Source organism: Streptomyces sp. NPDC017520, assembly GCF_044329855.1.
GTDB lineage: Bacteria > Actinomycetota > Actinomycetes > Streptomycetales > Streptomycetaceae > Streptomyces.
The window spans coordinates 555,817-573,276 of sequence record NZ_JBIRKB010000003.1; the positions used below are offsets into that span (position 1 = coordinate 555,817).

The window sequence follows — 17,460 nt, forward strand, 5'->3', positions numbered from 1 at the left end:
ACGGGTGCGAAGGCGCGCTCAGTGGACGGGGTGCATGGTGCGTTTCAGCCACGGGGCCGCGGCGATCATCGCCACGCCCGCCGCCACGGCGATCGCGCCGTTGACGCCGAAGTAGGCGGGGGTGGAGACCTCGCCGTACACCTTCACGACCTGGGCCTGGATGCCGTTGGCCAGGGCGAGCGAGAGGAACCACAGGGCCATCGTCTGGCTGGCGAACGCCTTGGGGGCGAGCTTGCTGGTGGCGGACATGCCGGAGGTCTCCAGCAGGATGTCGCCGAGTCCGAGCAGCAGGTACGAGCCGACGATCCACCAGGCAGCCATGCGGTACGTGTCGTCGGCGTGCCCGGAGGTCGGCAGGACCATCAGCAGGAAGGAGAGCCCGCCGAGGATCACCCCGAAGGCGATCTTGTTGGAGGCGTGCGGCTGGCGCGGGCCCATCTTCACCCAGACCGCGGCGACGACCGGGGCGAGCGCGACCTCGAAGGCGCCGAGCGCGGAGGCGTACCAGCTGGCCGGGAAGGTGAAGCCGAAGATCTCGGTCCGGGCGTTCGTCGACGCGAGCAGCATCATCGTCGAGTACGCCTGGAAGAGGATGAAGTTGAAGACGACGGACCCGAGGAAGAGGACGACGTACGGGCGGAGCCTGCCGCGTTCCTCGGCGGTGACCCGGGGGGAGCGGAACATCACCACGAAGTAGACGATCGGCGCGATCACCGAGATGACGGTGAGGATGTCGACGAACCGGTCCATCGTCAGCCAGCCCGCCAGGGCCAGGGCGGTGGCCACCACGGCGACCAGGACGGCCCCGCCGATGATCAGCCGGACCGCGCGGCGCATCGCGTCGGGGGCCAGCGCGAACTCCGCGGCGTGCTTACGCCCGGCCAGGTGACGGCGGCCCGCCACGTACTGGATCAGCCCGAGGGTCATGCCGACCGCGGCGGCCGAGAAGCCCCAGTGCCAGCTGACGTGGTCGCCGAGCCAGCCGGTGATCAGCGGTCCGGCGAACGCGCCGATGTTGATGCCCATGTAGTAGAGGGCGAAGCCGGCGTCGCGCCGCTCGTCGTCGGTGCGGTAGAGCTTGCCGACCATGGAGGCCACATTGGGCTTGAGCAGGCCCGTTCCGGCGCTGATCAGGCCGAGGCCCACCCAGGTCATGGCGTCGGTGGGCACGGCCATGCAGTAGTGGCCGCACGCGATGAGGATGCCGCCGTACAGCACGGCCCGGTACGAGCCGAGGATCCGGTCGGCCAGCCAGCCGCCCGCCACGGAGACCAGGTAGACCAGTGTCCCGTAGGCGGCGGATACGGAGGCGGCGGTTCCGGGGTCCATGGCCATGCCGCCGTTCGCCAACGTGTCGGCGAAGAACAGCACCAGGATGGCCTGCATGCCCAGGAACGAGAACCGCTCCCAGACCTCCAGGCCGGACAGGGTCATCAGGCCCCGCGGGTGCCCGAAGAAGGCGTGGTCGTCCTCGGGAGGGGGCGGGGCCGGCTCCGTGCCGGTGGTGCTGTGCGACAAAACGGGGACTCCTGATCGTATGAGCTGATCCCGAACATACCGGCGGTCATGGGAAGCCGCCCACGGTGATCCATAGCGGACCGGATACGCTGAAGTTGTTTCGAGACCTAGCGACACATCGACATCGCGTGTGATCGTCAGCAGACAGGAGATGCCCTCGTGACCGTCGTCGGGCCGTTCGGACTGCACGTGCGGGACCAGGCTCTTGAGGCCGATGTCCAGTCGGGCCTGGCCGCTGTCGAGGCAGGGCTGCTCGAAGCCACCAAGAGCGATGTCCCCTTCATCACGGATGCCGCCCAGCATCTCGTGCGGGCCGGGGGCAAGCGGTTCCGGCCCCTGCTGGTCATGCTCGCGTCACAATTCGGTGATCCGGGCGCGCCGGGCGTCGTCCCCGCCGCCGTCGTCGTCGAACTGACCCACCTGGCCACGCTCTACCACGACGACGTGATGGACGAGGCCGACGTGCGGCGCGGGGTGCCCAGCGCCAACACCCGCTGGGGCAACTCCGTCGCCGTCCTCACCGGCGACTTCCTCTTCGCCCGCGCCTCCCACATCCTGGCCGACCTCGGCCCCGAGGCCGTCCGCGTCCAGGCGGAGGCCTTCGAACGGCTCGTCACCGGCCAGATCCTGGAGACCGCGGGCCCGCGCGACGGCCGCGACCCGGTCGACCACTACCTGGACGTCCTCAGCGGCAAGACCGGCTCGCTGGTCGCCGTGTCCGGCCGCTTCGGCGCGATGATGTCCGGCGCCGACGAGCGGACCGTGGACGTCCTCACCCAGTACGGGGAACGACTCGGCATCGCCTTCCAGCTCGCCGACGACGTCCTCGACATCGCCTCCGACTCCCACGAGTCCGGCAAGACCCCCGGCACCGACCTGCGCGAGGGCATCCCGACGCTCCCCGTCCTGCGGCTGCGCGCCCAGGCGGCGGCCGACGGCAAGCCCGACGACCTGGAGCTCGTCGAGCTGCTCGACGGCGACCTCGGCGACGACGCCGCCCTGGACGAGGTGCTGCGCCGGCTGCGCGCCCACCCGGCGCTGGAGCAGGCCCGCCAGGACACCGTGCGCTACGCGCAGGCGGCGCGGGCCACGCTCGCACCGCTGCCCGAGGGGTACGCGAAGTCCGCGCTGGAGGAGCTGTGCGACGCCGTGGTGCACCGCGCGGGCTGAGAGGCTCTCCGCGGTCGCCTGCGCCGGGTCCTCGCCGTGGTCGCCTGTCTGCTCCGGGTCCCGGCCGTGGTGCGCCGGACGCTGACGGCGCGTCATCCGGTGAGGGCGTACCCCTACTGGATGACCTACTCCACCCTCCCGGTTGTCATACCGGAGCAGTACGTGGAGTTGATTCCCCGGGCTGACGCTTCGGACCGTCCTCTTTGGTCAGATGGTAGACAACGGAAGCCGCCGACCACGGAGGTAGGGCACACCATGGCACCGAACGACAGCGCAGAGACCACCGGCGAGGCCACGAGCACTGTCGTGGGCCGCCGGAAGGCGGCGCGCTACATCGTCCCCGTCGCGGTCGCGGGGGTGGCGGCCGCGACCATCGGGCTCGTCCCGGCGCTCGCCAGCACCGGCGACCCGGACCTGCCGAAGATCACCGCACAGCAGCTCATCGAGAGGATCGCCGCCTCCGACGAGGAGCAGCTCTCCGGCACGTTCAAGATCAGCACCGACCTGGGCCTGCCCCTCGACGGCCTCGCGGGCTCGCTCGTACCGGACGGCGCGGGCGGGGACAAGGACGGCGGCGCGGCGGCCCCGAAGGACAAGCTCATGGAGCTGACGTCCGGCACGCACACGCTGCGGGTGGCCGCCGACGGCCCGGAGCGGCAGAAGCTCTCCATCCTCGGGGACGCGTCCGAGTACAGCCTCATCCACAACCAGGGCGAGGTCTGGGCGTACGACAGCGAGTCCGACGAGGTCTACCACGCGGAGGCTCCCGAGGGCCGGGACGGCGGCAAGCGCGCGGAGAAGACACCGAAGGCCCACAAGGGCGCTCCGGCCACCCCGAAGGACTTCGCAGAGCAGGCGCTCGCGGCGGCCGGGGACACCACCTCGGTCACCGTGGACGGCACGGCGCAGGTCGCCGGGCGGGACGCGTACCAGCTGCTGATCAAGCCGAAGCAGTCCGGTTCGACGATCGGCTCGGTCCGTATCGCCGTGGACGCCGAGAACGGCGTACCGCTGAAGTTCACCCTGTCGGCGGCGAGCGGCGGCAAGGCCGTGGTCGACGCCGGGTTCACCAAGGTCGACTTCTCCAAGCCCGCCGCGTCCACCTTCGACTTCACCCCGCCCAAGGGCGCCGAGGTGACCGAGGCCGACGAGCTGGAGACCGGCGAGGACGAGCACGGCGCGGCGCAGCAGGCGCTCCCCGGGCAGCTGGCCGAGCTGGACGGCGTCGAGGGCCTCAACGTCATCGGCAAGGGCTGGACCTCGATCGCCGAGATCCGGACCCCCGGCGGCACGGGGCTTCCCGCGGCCGGCTCGGGCGACGTCCCGGCCGAGGCGCAGGGCTTCCTCGACGCGCTCGGCGACAAGGTCACCGGAAAGTTCGGTTCGGGCACGGTCTTCAAGACGCGCCTGGTCAATGCCCTGCTGACGGACGACGGCCGGGTGTACGTCGGAGCGGTGACGAAGGACGCGCTGGTCCGCGCCGCCGACGCCGCCGACGCCGCCAAGTAGGACACCCCGGCGCCCGCCGTCCCGGACGACCGGCGCCGGACACCCCGCCCCGTCGCACACCGTGCGGCGGGGCGGCAGTGCCGCGGGGGCGCTGCCAGCCGCGCGGACGGGAGAGGGGCGACCGGGATGACGAGGACGGGGAACGCCGGAGCGACCGGCCCGGCCGGTCCGGCCGGACCGGGTGGGGGAGCCGCGTCGGGCGGCGCGGACGCTGCCGGCACGGCGGGTGCTGCGGGTGCTACGGGTGCGGCGGGTGCGGTGCACGCGTCGGGCACGGAGCGCCTCGGCGCGGCCGGTCCGGAGGCGGCCGGTCCGGTGGGTAGGGAGGCGGCCGGGCCGGTGGGTACGGAGGCGGCCGGTCCGGTCATTCGCACCCGTGGTCTGACCAAGCGCTACCGCGGTGGCCAGCTCGCCGTGGACGGCCTGGACCTGACCGTGCCCGGCGGCAGCGTTTTCGGCTTCCTCGGCCCCAACGGGTCGGGGAAGACCACCACGATCCGGATGCTGATGGGTCTCATCGACCCGACGTCCGGTACCGCCGAGGTGCTCGGCCGCCCGATGCCCGCCGCCGTACGTACGGTGCTGCCGGAGGTCGGCGCGCTGATCGAGGGGCCCGCGCTGTACGGCTTCCTGAACGGCCGGGACAACCTCCTGCGCTACGACCGGGCCGATCCCACCGCCGACCCGCGCACCCGCCGGGCCCGCGTCGACGAGGCCCTGGCGCGGGTCGGGCTCGCCGCCGCCTCCGGGAAGAAGGCCAAGGCGTACTCCCTCGGCATGAAGCAGCGCCTCGGGCTCGCCGCCGCCCTGCTCCGGCCGCGCCGGCTGCTGGTCCTGGACGAGCCGACCAACGGCCTCGACCCGCAGGGCATGCGCGAGATCCGTGCCCTGGTCCGGGAGCTGGCCGCCGAGGGCACCACGGTGTTCCTCTCCTCCCATCTGCTGGACGAGATCGAGCAGGTCTGCACGCACGCCGCCGTGATGGCCCGCGGCCGGCTGATCGTCCAGGGCCCGGTCGCCGACCTCGCCGCGGGCGCCCGGGGCCGGCTCGCCGTCACCACCCCCGACCCGGGGGACGCGGCCCGCATCCTCAAGGAGCACGGGCTCACCGGCCTGAGCGCCGACGGTGACCGGCTGACCGCCGATGCCCCGCCCGCCGCCGTGGACCTCGCCGACCTCAACGCGGCGCTGGTGTCCGGCGGGGTGCGGGTGCGGTTCTTCGGTGTCGAGCGGGGCTCGCTGGAGGACGCCTTCGTCGCACTCACGGGAGAGGGATTCGATGTCGCAGGCTGAGACGCCGTCGCAGGCCGGGACAGCACCGCGGGCCGGGGCGGAGGGAGCCGGCGGTCCGGCGGGTCCTCGTGATCCGGTGCGTCCCCGCGATTCGGTGCGTCCCCGCAACCCGTTGTGGACGCTGGGGCTCCTCCGGTCCGAGATCATCACGCTGTTCCGCCGCCACCGGACCTTCGCCCTGCTCGGCGTGCTCGCCGCCGTGCCCGTACTCATCGGGATCGCGGTCCGGATCGAGACGGGCGGCGGCGGTGGCGGGGCGGGGGGCCCGGACGGCGGGGCGGGCCCGGCGTTCCTCGCCCAGGTCACCAACAACGGCCTGTTTCTCGTCTTCGCCGCCCTCGCCGCGACCCTGCCGGTCTTCCTGCCGATGGCCGTCGGCGTCGTCGCGGGCGACGCGATCGCGGGCGAGGCGAGCAGCGGCACCCTGCGTTATCTGCTGGTCGCCCCGGCCGGCCGGACCCGGCTGCTGCTGGTGAAGTACGCCTCCGTCCTCACCTTCTGCCTGGTCGCGACCCTGGTCGTGGCGGCCTCGGCGCTGGCGGTGGGCGCGCTGCTCTTCCCGGTGGGCGAGGTCACCACGATCTCCGGGACCCGGATCAGTTTCGGCGAGGGGCTGGTGCGGGCGGCACTGACGGCGCTGGTCGTCGCGGTCTCCCTGACCGGGTTCGCCGCGCTCGGGCTGTTCGTCTCGACGCTGACCGGCAGCGGGATCGGGGCGATGGCGGCCACGGTCGGGCTGCTGATCACGGTGCAGATCGTGGACAGCATTCCGCAGCTGAGCGGCGTGCACCCGTACCTGTTCGCGCACTACTGGATGTCCTTCGCAGACGTCCTGCGCGAACCCGTCCACTGGGACGACCTGATGAAGAACTTCCAACTGCAGGGGCTGTACGTCGCGGTGTTCGGCTCGGCGGCCTGGGCGCGCTTCACGGCCAAGGACATCACGGCCTGAGCGGCCTGAGCGGCCTGAGAGACGTGCGCGGCCTGAGCGGCCTGGATACCTGAGCGGCCTGAGAGGCGATCGGGGAGAGCGTGTCTCCTGGCTGGATCGTATCGGCGGGAGGCCGTCCGCGCCGTCGGCCCGGCGAGCCGTCCCCCGATCGGCTCGTCGCGGCACGAACGGCACGAACGCTGCGGACACCGGGAACGACACGACACGGTACGTTCCGTTTCCGCCTGGGTATTGTTCGGTCTTTGGCGACGAGATGTCAACAAGAGATTGGCTGGAACCCCCCTATGCTCACCGAATGATCACATCGCCGAGCAGTGTGCGCCGTAGCGAACGGTCACGCCGCGCGATCCTGCGGTCCGCTCTCGAACTCTGTACGGAGCGGGGGTACGGGCACGTCACGATAGAGGCCATCGCGGCCGGTGCCGGGGTCAGCAAGAAGACGATCTACCGCTGGTGGCCGTCAAAAGGAGCGGTGCTGCTGGAGGCGTTCACGGACGCCTTGATCGACGCCACGCCGTTCGTGGACACCGGCGACATCGGCGCCGACCTGCGCGCCCACGTCGCCGGCGCGGTGAGACTGCTCTCGGTCCCGCCGTTCGGCCCCGCCTACGCGGGCATCCTCTCCGAACTGCACCACGACGACCTGCTGGCCCAGCAGCTGCGGGAGGAGCTGGTGGACCCGCGCGTCGAGGAAGCGATCGGCCGGCTGCGCAGCGCCCAGGACCAGGGCCAGATCCCGCCCGGTGCGGATCTCCCGCTCGCCGTGGAGATGCTGTACGGCCCGCTCTACTACCGCCACGTGCTGCGCAAGCCCGTCCAGGACGAGGAGACGATCGCCACCCTGGTGGACCACGTCCTGCGCTCGCTGCGCGCGCCGGGGTACTGAGGTCGGAGGGTTCGGAGGGGGTTTTCGTAGGAGTAACGGCAAAGCTGGGCAGCCTTGTCGGGCAGCTGTCGTGCAGCTGTCGGGAACCCACAGTGCCCGCGGTGAATCACTCGCGGAAAGTCGATCACGACGACATCGTGCGGGCGCGGAACACTACGACTTCCGCCAAGCCCTGACGTGCCTCGGGGAGCCCGCCTGAACCGAAGCCGGTCGGCGCGACCGGGCCCCCCGCCGCCCCGTCGTTCACACCTCTGCCCTCCACCGGTGGCCGGGCCCGGTGCGGCGGGGGATGCTGGTCCGGCGCGTGCTGGTTCCGGTGCACCGGTGCGCCGGAGCCGGAGGGCGGGTGGAGCCGTGGCGGACGTCGATACCCCGGCCGGGCGCGGAACGCCCCGGGTCGTTCCGGACCAGCTGGACGAGGCACTGCTGGCGACGCTGTTCACCCAGTCCGCCGTCGGTCTGGTCGTGCTCGACCCGCAGCTCCGTCTCGTACGGGCCAACTCACTCGTCGACGGTGTGGAGACCGGGGAGCACATCGGCAGCCGGTTCACCGAGGCCTTCCGGCTCGACGACCCGGACGGCGCCGAGCAGCTCATGAAGCGGGTGCTCGTCGGCGAAGGTCCGGTGCGCGACCGCCTCGTGCGCGGCCGGCTGCGCCAGGTCCCCGGCGACCGGCAGTTCCTGGTCTCCGCCTACCGCCTCGACGGCCCCGGCGGCCCCGACGCACCTGCCCTCGGCGTGCTGGCCGCGGTCGTCGACGTCACCGAGCGCCAGCGGGCCCGCGCCCGGCGGGCCGCGCTCACTGCCGTGCGGGACGCCGTCGGCGGCTCCCTCGACGTCGCCGCCATCTGCCGCGCCTTCGCCGACGCCCTGGTGTCCGGATTCGCCGACCTCGCCGTCGTCGAGGTGGTGGACGACGTCCTGCGCGGCGCCGACCCGCCGGTGGGCCCGCTGCCGCCCGGCACCCCGCTGCGCCGCGCCGCGAGCGGCCGGTGCGACGCCGTCCGGGACATGGCGGAGGGCGACGGGGAGGGCGGGGGCCGGGGGCTCTCGGCCGGGGTGACCCGCCGCCTCCCCGCTCGTACGCCGTACGCGCTCGCCACCACCGACCTGCGGGCCCGGCTCGTCCCGCTCGGGCCCGGCACCTCGTGGCCGGACACCGACCTGGACGGCGCGCGCACCGTCGCGGAGACCGACGCGCACTCCCTGATCGTGGTGCCCCTGACCCTGCGGGGCGCGGTCCTCGGGCTGGTCAGCCTCTACCGCTGCGGAGCGGCCGAGCCCTTCGACGACGACGACGTCTCCCTCGCCGTCGCGGCGGCCACCCGGGCGGCCCTCGGCATCGACAACGCCCGCCGCTACGAGCGCGAGCACGTCATCGCCTCGACCGTCCAGCGGCGGCTGCTACCGCAGGCCGAACGGCAGCAGGCCGCCGTCGACACCGCGCACGTCCTGCTGCCCGGCCGGGACAGCGGCTGCTGGTTCGACACCATCGCCCTGTCCGGCGCCCGCACCGCGCTCGTCGTGGGCGGCGTCGCGGGCGAGGGCCTCCAGTCGGCCATCGCCATGGGCCAGTTGCGTACGGTCATCCAGGCGCTGGCGGGTCTCGACCTGGAGCCGGAGGAGGTCCTCGCCCGGCTCAGGGACACCGCCGACCGCCTCGCCCACGAACGCGCCACCCTGCCCCCGGCCGACGCCCTGCGGGGCGAACCCCTGAGCGCGGGCTGCGTGTACGGGGTCTACGACCCGTTCACCCGGACCTGCACCGTCGCGCGCGCCGGGCACCCCGCGCCGTTGGTCGTCGGCCCCGACGGACGGGCGGTCGCCCTCGACGTGCCGGAGGGGCCCGGGCTCTTCTCCACCGACAGTGCTCTCTTCGCCCCAGCCACCGTCACCCTGGAGGTGGGCAGCTTCCTCGCGTTCTGCACCGCCGACCTGCTCTCCGGCGACCAGGCCGCCGAGCGCATCGAGGAGGCCCTCGCCCGGCCGGGCCGAAGCCTCCAGCAGCTGGGCGACGACATCGTGTACGCGCTGCCGGACGACACCTGCTCCGCCGGTGCGGCTCTGCTCCTGGCCCGTACGGGTACGGTCTCCGACCATTTGGTCGCCACCTGGGACCTGGCCCAGGACCCCACGACGCCCGCCACCGCCCGGGGGCTCGTACACGGCCGGCTCCAGGGCTGGGGGCTGGACGAGGACACCGTCGAGGCGACTGAGCTGATCGTCAGCGAACTGGTCACCAACGCCGTCCGCTACGGCACCCCGCCGCTGCGGCTGCGGCTCCTGCTGGACTCCACGCTGACCTGCGAGGTCCACGACGGCTCCACGGCCTCCCCGCACCTGCGGCACGCCGGGACCGTCGACGAGGGCGGCCGGGGCCTGTTCATCGTCTCCCGGCTCGCCTCCCACTGGGGAGCCCGCCACGGGCCGGACGGCAAGGTGCTGTGGACCGAGCAGGATCTCCCGGGCGACGACTCCGACTCCGGTTCCGGTTCCGGACCGCCCTCGCCCCCGCCTTCGCCCTCGGTTCCGTCCCCGCCTTCCTCCTCGGTCCCGCCGAGCTGATTTCGCCCGGAGGCGCACGGTGGTCGCGCCGATCGCGCAGAGTGGTCCGTATGACGAACCCCGCGGAGCTGTTGCGCTCCTTCGCCCGTACCCGTGCCTCCCTCGACGGCGAGGAGGTCACGTACTGGTGGTCCGGAGACGTGTACTCCTGGGCCCCCGACGAGCCCTACCGGCGGATCTTCGGTTTCGAGGGCCTCAACGTCTCCCGGCTGGTCCAGGACGCGGAGGCCGGGCCGGACGCGTACCGACTGCTCACCCGCGAGGCCGCGTTCTATCTGGATCCCGTCACCCGCGAGATCCTGGAGACCTGGCAGGACCTGCCGGTGGTGCACGTCTGGAACGACCCGGCGAACCAGAGGTGGCGTCCCTTCCCGATCCCGACGACCGACCTCGGGGACCAGGTCTGCTTCAGCCTGGAGATCCCGCTCGCCTACCCGTCGCCGCTGCCGGTGGCCGAGTACCCGGTGCACTCGGCGGGGGACACGTACCAGGCCCTGGAGCTCTTCCAGTTCTTCGCCGACCGCGCCGACCTGGCGGGCCCGGCCCCCGGTGTCCCGGCCACCATGTCGTGGAGCCGGATGTCCCCGTGGCTCCCGTGGATGGCCCGGGGGCAGCGGCCCGGCGGCCTCACCTTCCACTGCCGGGGCCGCAAGCTCGGCGCGTACGCCGAGGTCCCCGGGCGCACCCGCGCGTACATCGCCGCCCACCATCCGGAGTTCGCCCACGCCCCGGAGGAGTGGAGCGAGCCGAACGAGACCAGCTGGACCTACTACCGCAAGCTCAACCCGCCCCAGGGCTGAGGGCCACGGGCCCCCTGCCGCTCAGCCCCGGCCTCGTCTACCGGAGAATGATGTCCCGGCCGGGACCGCCGTCGACGCTGTCCTTGCCCGAGCCGCCGACGATCAGGTCGTCACCGTCCTCGCCGTGCACCATGTCGTCCCCGGAGCCGCCGAACAGGATGTCGTCGCCCTCCCCGCCCATGACGTGGTCGTCGCCCGGGCCCGCGTACACGAGGTCGTCGCCGTCGTACGCCTCGATCATGTCGTCACCCCGGCCGCCGCACAGCCGCTGGTCGCCGTCGACGGCCATCAGGTGGTCCATGCCGTCCCCGCCGTCCAGCACCACGCGGCCCATCACCATGTCGTTCCCCGCGTCGCCCCGCACCGTGTGCGCGGTGTGGGCGTGCAGCATGTCGTCGCCGGTGCCGCCGCTGACGGTGGCGACCCCGGGGTCGCTGGTGGCGATCTCGTCGTCGCCGTCGCCGAGGAAGACGTCGATCCGGTCCGGCCGGGAGCTGTCGGTGGGCAGTTCGCAGACGACGTAGGTCTCGTCCCCGGGGGCGAGGTAGGTGCAGTGGTCGCCGGGTACGAGCGGGACCGCGTCGCGGAAGCCGATCCGCCGGACTCCGTCGCCCCGGTCCATGGGAACCACGTGGAGGTCGTTCACCTGTCCCGCACCCGCGGTGAAGGTGATCGACTGCTTCGCCCAGTCGGCGCCCACGCGGGCCTTCGACCCTGTGCCGGTGGGGGCGGCGAGCGCCGGGGAAGCGGCGAGGCCGGTGGCGAGCAGGGCCACGACGGCCGCGCGGGCGGTGAGTCGGTGTCGGTTCATGGGGCCTCATCTCGATGGGGCGGCCGGTGGGCCGGCCGGTCGGCGGGGGCCTGCCCGGGGTGCCGGCGACCGTGGTCGCGAGAGCGGCTTCCTCGCGACCACGACCGGCGCGCTCCGGCGCCCCGGACAGGCTCTGTTCGTCCCGGCGGGGGCCGGGCGGGTGCGGTACCGCGTCAGCTCGTGTTCACGCGGTGCCGCGTCAGCTCACGCGGGCCGGTTCACGCGGTATCGCGTCAGCTCACGCGGGCCGGTTCACGCGGTATCGCGTCAGCTCACGTTCACGTCCACGCAGGCGTAGAACGCGTTGGCGGTGTCGGCGATGTTCCACACGGCCAGCACCTTCTGCTTGCCGGACAGACCACCGAAGTTGACCTGGTGGGTGACGGTCGCACCGGGCCGGGCGCCACCGTCGTTGAACTCGGCGATCTTCCGGCCGCCCGCGTAGTACTGCCAGGTGCTGGTGGCGTGACCCACCGTCAGCCGCCAGTTGAAGCTGGTCGTCCGGCCGACCGGGGTGACCTTCCAGCCCCTGCCGTCGTCGTTGAGCTCGGCGAAGCGGGCGTTCCCTCCGCTACAGCTCGTCAGCCCCTTGGGGCCCTCGACGCTCTGCGGCTCGTATTTGATGGAACCGCAGGAGACCGTGCCGGCGGCGCACTGTGCCTGCCGGCTGGGGGGTGATGAGATGTAGCCGTGCGCGCTCGCGCTGCTCGCCGGCAGGGTGACGGCCAGGAGCGGGGCGATTCCCGCGCCGATGGCGACGGCTAAGAGCCTCTTGCTTTTCATGACAACTCCTCTGTGGGGGTCCGTGCCCGCCCGCGCGACAGCGGATCGGGCATGCGCATGTCAAGCAGCCACGTTGTGACGGTGGGGCTGTCACGGGTAGCGACGGAAGCGTACCGCGCTTGGTCTAGACCAGGCTAGTGTCCGGGGTGACCTCTCTGCCCGGGTGCCGGCCTTCGGCCGTGCCGAACAGGCGCTCCAGGACCACCGCGACCCCGTCCTCCGCGTTCGACAGGGTCACCTCGTCGGCCGCCGCGCGCAGCTCCGGATGCGCGTTGCCCATGGCGACCCGGTGGCCCGAACCGGCGAACATCGGCAGGTCGTTGGGCATGTCCCCGAACGCGACGATCCGCTCCGCCCCGACCCCCAGCAGCTCGGCGGCCACCGCGAGGCCCGTGCCCTTGTCCACCCCGCGCGGGGCCAGCTCCACCGTGCCGGGGCCCGCCATGGTCACCGTCGCCAGATCACCCACGGCCCCGCGCGCGGCGGCGGCCAGCGCGTCGTCGCCCAGATCGGGATGGCGCACCAGCACCTTGATCACGGGCCGCTCCCACAACGCGGCCCGGGAGCCGACGCGTTGGGCGGGAAGCGTCGGGTTCGGCATCCGGTACCCGGCCTCGATCAGGGTCACCCCGTCCACGCCGTCCTGGTCCACGGCGGCGAACACGGCCCCCACCTCCGCCTCGATCTTCCCGAGGGCGGTGTCGGCGGCCTCCCGGTCCAGGGCGGCGGACCGCAACAGCCGCCCGCCGCCCGCCCCGGCCTCGTAGAGCTGGGTGCCCTGCCCGCAGACGACGAGCCCGGTGTACGCCAGGTCCGCGAGCAGCGCCCGAATCCCGGGCACGGGCCGCCCGGTGACGACCAGGTGCCGGGCGCCGGCGGAGGCGGCGAGGGCGAGCGCGGCCCGGGACCGGGCGCTCACGGTGTCGTCCGGACGCAGCAGGGTGCCGTCCAGGTCCGTGGCGACGAGGGCGTATGCGGGGGTGATGCCGGGGGCGTATGCGGATGGCGTGGGCATGGGCCCCAGCCTAGAAGGGCCCGAACGGCCGCTTGCGCGCCAGGGGTGGATCGGGTACGGGGGTCCCGCCGGGATCCGTCGTGACGGACCGGGTGCGCCGGACCGTTGTCAGGCGGCCGTCCCGCCGGCGTTGCGGACCAACTGCCGCAGCACCTTCACCGTGGTGACGTAGTCCGCGTCGGAGATGCCCTCGTGGAGGGCGGCGCGGATCGCGGGAGCATTGCGCTTGAGGTCGAGGCGCGCCCGTTCCCCGTCCTGCGTGATCCACAACCGGCCACCCGCGTCCCGCGTCAGCCATCCGCGCTGTACGAGCTCCTCGGCCGCGACCGCCAGGTCGTCCTCGGGCCGGATGTACGAGGCCATGGCCCGCTGGAGCTCGGGGACGGTCATCCCTTCGCCGTCGGGCGAGATGTCGTCGGCCGACAGATTGCGCAGAAGCCAGAACTGCGGCTGGGTGTAACCCTTCTCGGCCTGCCGCTCACGGGTGTACGCGATCAGCGCCTCGTAGGCGACGCCGGTCCAGTAGGCGGCGGGCTGTCCGGCGAGTTCGGCGTCGCTGAGCTGTTGATCCCGCATGAAACGTGCTCCCTCGGTGGTGCGGCCCGGGCCCGTACGGTCGTACGGGCCTTGTGGCGACCGTAGAACCTCAAGCGCGGTTGAGGGCAAGGGGTAGGCCTGGCGGGGGCCCGGCACCGGCGGGGCTCGGGCCAGGAGGTCAGCGGAAGATGCCGCTGTAGGCGTTGAGCGCGGGCTGGCCGCCGAGGTGCGCGTACAGGACGTTGGACCCCTTGGGGATCTCGCCGCCGCGCACCAGGTCGATCAGCCCGGCCATGGACTTGCCCTCGTAGACAGGGTCGATGATCATGCCTTCGAGCCGGCCGGTGAGTTTGATGGCGTCCACCGTGGACGCCACGGGCACGCCGTAGAGGTCTCCGGCCCAGCCCTCCAGCACGGTGATCTCGTCGTCCTTCAACTCTCGCCCCAGGTCGATGAGTTCGGCGGTGGCACGGGCGATCCTCGCCACCTGGGCGCGGGTCTCGGTGAGCTTCGCCGACGCGTCGATGCCCAGGATCCGCCGTGGCCGGTCCTGGCCCGCGAACCCGGCGATCATGCCGGCCTGGGTGCTGCCGGTCACGCTGCACACCACGACGGTGTCGAAGAAGACGCCCAACTCCTCCTCCTGTCGCTGCACTTCGCGCGCCCAGTTCGCGAAGCCGAGGCCGCCGAGCGGATGGTCCGAGCCGCCCGCCGGAATGGCGTACGGAGTGCCGCCCGCAGCCCGTACGTCCTCCAGCGCCTGGCGCCAGCTGTCCTTGACGCCGATCCCGAAGCCCGCCTGCACCAGCCGCACGTCGGCGCCCATGATGCGGGACAGCAGGATGTTGCCGACCTTGTCGTTGACCGCGTCGGGCCAGTCCACCCAGCTCTCCTGGATCAGGACCGCCTTGAGGCCGGCGCGGGCGGCGACGGCCGCCACCTGCCGCGTGTGGTTGGACTGCACGCCGCCGATGCTGACGAGGGTGTCCGCGCCCTGCCGGAGGGCGTCGGGGAGCAGGTATTCCAGCTTGCGCGTCTTGTTGCCGCCGTAGGCGAGACCGGCGTTGCAGTCCTCGCGCTTGGCCCAGACGCGCGCTCCGCCGAGATGGTCGCTGAGCCGGTCCAGGGGGTGCACCGGGCTGGGGCCGAACAGCAAGGGGTAACGCTCGAAGTCGTCAAGGGACATCGCGGGCTCCTCGGTGGGTGGGGACGGGTCCGGCACGGTGGCACTGCGGCGCGTCGTGCGGTGGAGGGCGTTCAGGGGGACGCGTCCAGCTACGTCAGGGGGACGCGTCCAGCAACGGCAGCAGCGTCTGCCAGTTCGCCCGGGTGGCGGCCACCGCCCCCTCCACGTCCCCGGCCGCGCACAGCGCGATGATCCGGTCGTGCTGGGCGACCGACCCGCGTCCGCTCAACGAGGAGAAGCGCAGCCGCTCCAGGCGTCGCAGGACGGGCGTGAACTGATCGAGGACGGTGGTGACGGCGGCGTTGGCGCAGGCGGTCACGGCAACGCGGTGGAAGGCGTCGTCGGCCTCCAGCGCCGCCTCGGCGTCGTTGCGCCGCAAGGCGTCGGCGAAGCGGGCGTTCGCCTCCCGCATGGCGTCGAGCTCGACCGCGTCCAGCCGCGGAACCGCCTCCCGTACGGCGAGTTCGTGCATGGCGGAGGTGACCGACTGCGCGGCCCGCACGGCGCGGACGTCGAGCGGGCTCACGATGGTGTACCGGCCGGGCTTCGTCTGCACCAGCCCCGCCTGCTCCAGCCGCGCCAGCGCCTCGCGCACCGGCGTACGGCTGACCCCGAGCCAGGCGACCAGGTCACCGTCGTTGAGGCGTTCACCGGGGGCGAGCGTGCCGTCGACGATGGCGTCACGGATGGCCCGGTAGGCGCTCTCGCGCAGGAGCGACCGGGAGACGAGACCTCGGTTCTGCGGAACTGGCATGCAATAGTGGGGCTGTCAAGGCCCAGGGCCCGAGGGCCGTCCGCAGGACGCCCGCCGCCACGGCCGACTGAGCCGCCGCCTGGTCGTAGCGCGCCCGATAGCGCGCCCGATAGCGCGCCAGGCAGAGCGCCCGATAGTGCGCGAAAGGCGGGCTGTTGACAGAGCCGGAAGCCTCAGTCGCTGCGGTGCCGACCCGCCGATATGAGTGTCGCCCAGAGATGAAATGCGAACAGCGACTTTAACAATCTCGCCGACGTTCTGTTAAAACCTCGCCACGCCAAGGACCTTGATGGCGCCCGGCCGTTGGGCCACAGTTCATCTCGCGGCGGGCATCGCTCCCGCCGCCGGGCGGAAACTCACTCCCGGCGACACGCGCTGACGTATCGCCGAATCAACCCCCCTCGCGAGTTTTTGCCTGCCATCCGGAAGGAATCAGCGTGCGCAATTCCCGCAATTTCCGCAATGCCCGCAAGTACAGATTCGCCTTCGTGGCGGCCGCGCTCTCGGCTTCCGTGGTCATGGGAACCCAGGCCACCGCTCAGGCCCAGGACGCCGCCCCCGCCGGGAACTCGTCCACCCCGCGCTACCAGCCCGAGATGGTACGGGCCCTCGCCGCGTCGCTCGGCGTCGACGAGAAGGCGGCGACCGACCGGCTGGACCGGCAGGACGCCCAGCAGAAGCGGCTCGCCGAGCTGCGCAAGGGCGGACTGGCCGACGACGGCGCGTTCTTCGACGCCTCCGGCGACCTGACCGTCAACGTTGAGGACCGCGCCGATGTCGCCCGGTTCGAGAAGGCCGGACTCGACGCCCGGCTGCCCGCCCGCGGCGAGAGCACCCTCGACCGGATCAAGGCCCAGCTCGACGCCTCCGCCGCGAAGAAGGCCCCCGCCGGAGTGGTGGCCTGGTCCGTGGACCTCGCCGCCGACCAGGTCGTCGTCAAGGTGAACAGCGACCGCTCGGCCCCCGCCAAGGCGTTCCTCGCCGCAGCGGCCAAGCACGGATCCGCCGTCAAGATCGTGCGCGGCGAGGAGAAGCTCGCGCCCCAGGCCGCGATATACCCCGGCAGCAAGATGACGATCAACAACACCACCGGCTGGTGTTCCGTCGGCTACGGCGCCCGCGACCGGTCCGGCAACCAGTACCTGGTCACCGCCGGCCACTGCGTCGCCAACCTCCCGACCCTGCGCTACGACGGCACCGCCTTCGCCAAGGGGGTCAAGACCCGCTACGCCCTCGGCACCCGCAGCGTCGACATGGGCATCGCCTCCGTCAACTCCGGCCACTCCATCACCACCAGCGTCGGCACCTGGGGCAACACCAACCCCATCGCCGTACGCGGCAGCAACCGGGCCTACTCCGGCGCATCGATCTGCAAGTCCGGCGCCACCACCGGCTGGACCTGCGGCGCGGTCGGCTCGTACAACGTCTCGGTCACCTACGTCGACCAGAACGGTGGTCCCGACACGGTCGTCACCGGCCTCGCCACCTCCAGCGTCTGCACGGAGGGCGGAGACAGCGGCGGCGCGTACATCTCCGGCAACCAGGCCCAGGGCATGACCTCCGGCGGTCCGAAGTACCAGCAGTGCACCGGCGGAGTCAACTCCCGCGGCTCCTCCTACTTCCAGCCGCTCGACGACACCCTGCGCTACTACGGGCTGACCCTCAACACCAACTGACCTGC

General features: G+C 72.4%; 15 protein-coding genes. 8 read left to right on the plus strand and 7 right to left on the minus strand.

Going from position 1 to position 17,460, the window contains the following annotated elements; translation table 11 throughout:
- Window positions 1-18: 18 nt before the first annotated feature.
- Window positions 19-1,518 carry a peptide MFS transporter gene (locus tag ACH4KB_RS10380; RefSeq protein WP_398065497.1) on the minus strand — a complete coding sequence of 500 codons (1,500 nt, stop codon included), beginning with the start codon at window positions 1,516-1,518 and terminating at the stop codon, window positions 19-21.
- Between the two features lie 159 nt (window positions 1,519-1,677).
- Between ACH4KB_RS10380 and ACH4KB_RS10385 the strand changes: the two genes are divergently transcribed.
- The 7 genes from ACH4KB_RS10385 (at window position 1,678) to ACH4KB_RS10415 (ending at window position 10,693) form a co-directional block, all read left to right on the plus strand.
- The gene (locus ACH4KB_RS10385) at window positions 1,678-2,688 is read left to right on the plus strand and encodes a polyprenyl synthetase family protein (RefSeq protein WP_398065498.1); all 1,011 of its coding nucleotides are present in this window, start codon (window positions 1,678-1,680) and stop codon (window positions 2,686-2,688) included.
- A 255-nt stretch (window positions 2,689-2,943) separates the two neighbouring features.
- Entirely contained in the window at window positions 2,944-4,197 is a 1,254-nt protein-coding gene (locus ACH4KB_RS10390) for an outer membrane lipoprotein carrier protein LolA (RefSeq protein WP_398065499.1), read from the plus strand.
- 339 nt (window positions 4,198-4,536) lie between these two features.
- Window positions 4,537-5,490: an ABC transporter ATP-binding protein gene (locus ACH4KB_RS10395; protein ID WP_398065637.1), complete on the plus strand. Its 954-nt coding sequence runs from the start codon at window positions 4,537-4,539 to the stop codon at window positions 5,488-5,490.
- Window positions 5,477-6,442: an ABC transporter permease gene (locus ACH4KB_RS10400; RefSeq protein WP_398065500.1), complete on the plus strand. Its 966-nt coding sequence runs from the start codon at window positions 5,477-5,479 to the stop codon at window positions 6,440-6,442. Before ACH4KB_RS10395 ends, ACH4KB_RS10400 begins: the two co-directional genes overlap by 14 nt.
- Before the next feature lie 295 nt (window positions 6,443-6,737).
- Complete coding sequence (locus ACH4KB_RS10405) at window positions 6,738-7,328, plus strand: TetR/AcrR family transcriptional regulator (protein ID WP_398065501.1); 591 nt, start codon at window positions 6,738-6,740, stop codon at window positions 7,326-7,328.
- Window positions 7,329-7,682: 354 nt separating this feature from the next.
- Window positions 7,683-9,893: a SpoIIE family protein phosphatase gene (locus ACH4KB_RS10410; RefSeq protein WP_398065502.1), complete on the plus strand. Its 2,211-nt coding sequence runs from the start codon at window positions 7,683-7,685 to the stop codon at window positions 9,891-9,893.
- Between the two features lie 50 nt (window positions 9,894-9,943).
- Window positions 9,944-10,693 carry a DUF1838 family protein gene (locus ACH4KB_RS10415; RefSeq protein ID WP_398065504.1) on the plus strand — a complete coding sequence of 250 codons (750 nt, stop codon included), beginning with the start codon at window positions 9,944-9,946 and terminating at the stop codon, window positions 10,691-10,693.
- 37 nt (window positions 10,694-10,730) lie between these two features.
- Here ACH4KB_RS10415 and ACH4KB_RS10420 read toward each other — a convergent pair whose 3' ends face one another.
- The 6 genes from ACH4KB_RS10420 to ACH4KB_RS10445 form a co-directional block, all read right to left on the minus strand.
- On the minus strand, window positions 10,731-11,504 hold the full coding sequence (locus ACH4KB_RS10420; RefSeq protein ID WP_398065506.1) for a calcium-binding protein: 774 nt from the start codon (window positions 11,502-11,504) through the stop codon (window positions 10,731-10,733).
- Window positions 11,505-11,771: 267 nt separating this feature from the next.
- Window positions 11,772-12,287, minus strand: coding sequence for a lytic polysaccharide monooxygenase auxiliary activity family 9 protein (locus ACH4KB_RS10425; RefSeq protein ID WP_398065508.1), 516 nt, complete (start codon window positions 12,285-12,287; stop codon window positions 11,772-11,774).
- 124 nt (window positions 12,288-12,411) lie between these two features.
- Entirely contained in the window at window positions 12,412-13,302 is an 891-nt protein-coding gene (locus tag ACH4KB_RS10430; protein WP_398065510.1) for an HAD family hydrolase, read from the minus strand.
- A 108-nt stretch (window positions 13,303-13,410) separates the two neighbouring features.
- Window positions 13,411-13,878, minus strand: coding sequence for a MarR family transcriptional regulator (locus ACH4KB_RS10435; protein ID WP_398065512.1), 468 nt, complete (start codon window positions 13,876-13,878; stop codon window positions 13,411-13,413).
- 139 nt (window positions 13,879-14,017) lie between these two features.
- Entirely contained in the window at window positions 14,018-15,025 is a 1,008-nt protein-coding gene (locus ACH4KB_RS10440; RefSeq protein WP_398065514.1) for a 1-aminocyclopropane-1-carboxylate deaminase, read from the minus strand.
- A 94-nt stretch (window positions 15,026-15,119) separates the two neighbouring features.
- The gene (locus ACH4KB_RS10445; protein ID WP_398065516.1) at window positions 15,120-15,779 is read right to left on the minus strand and encodes a GntR family transcriptional regulator; all 660 of its coding nucleotides are present in this window, start codon (window positions 15,777-15,779) and stop codon (window positions 15,120-15,122) included.
- A 437-nt stretch (window positions 15,780-16,216) separates the two neighbouring features.
- Between ACH4KB_RS10445 and ACH4KB_RS10450 the strand changes: the two genes are divergently transcribed.
- Window positions 16,217-17,455, plus strand: a complete 1,239-nt coding sequence (locus ACH4KB_RS10450; protein ID WP_398065518.1) for a S1 family peptidase — start codon at window positions 16,217-16,219, stop codon at window positions 17,453-17,455.
- The last annotated feature ends 5 nt before the right edge of the window (window positions 17,456-17,460 follow it).

Coding starts and splice junctions, on each gene's coding strand:
- ACH4KB_RS10425 (WP_398065508.1), bottom strand. CDS start 12,287: ATGAAAAGCAAGAGGCTCTTAGCCGTCGCCATCGGCGCGGGAATCGCC.
- ACH4KB_RS10430 (WP_398065510.1), bottom strand. CDS start 13,302: ATGCCCACGCCATCCGCATACGCCCCCGGCATCACCCCCGCATACGCC.
- ACH4KB_RS10405 (WP_398065501.1), top strand. CDS start 6,738: ATGATCACATCGCCGAGCAGTGTGCGCCGTAGCGAACGGTCACGCCGC.
- ACH4KB_RS10440 (WP_398065514.1), bottom strand. CDS start 15,025: ATGTCCCTTGACGACTTCGAGCGTTACCCCTTGCTGTTCGGCCCCAGC.
- ACH4KB_RS10400 (WP_398065500.1), top strand. CDS start 5,477: ATGTCGCAGGCTGAGACGCCGTCGCAGGCCGGGACAGCACCGCGGGCC.
- ACH4KB_RS10435 (WP_398065512.1), bottom strand. CDS start 13,878: ATGCGGGATCAACAGCTCAGCGACGCCGAACTCGCCGGACAGCCCGCC.
- ACH4KB_RS10420 (WP_398065506.1), bottom strand. CDS start 11,504: ATGAACCGACACCGACTCACCGCCCGCGCGGCCGTCGTGGCCCTGCTC.
- ACH4KB_RS10445 (WP_398065516.1), bottom strand. CDS start 15,779: ATGCCAGTTCCGCAGAACCGAGGTCTCGTCTCCCGGTCGCTCCTGCGC.
- ACH4KB_RS10415 (WP_398065504.1), top strand. CDS start 9,944: ATGACGAACCCCGCGGAGCTGTTGCGCTCCTTCGCCCGTACCCGTGCC.
- ACH4KB_RS10390 (WP_398065499.1), top strand. CDS start 2,944: ATGGCACCGAACGACAGCGCAGAGACCACCGGCGAGGCCACGAGCACT.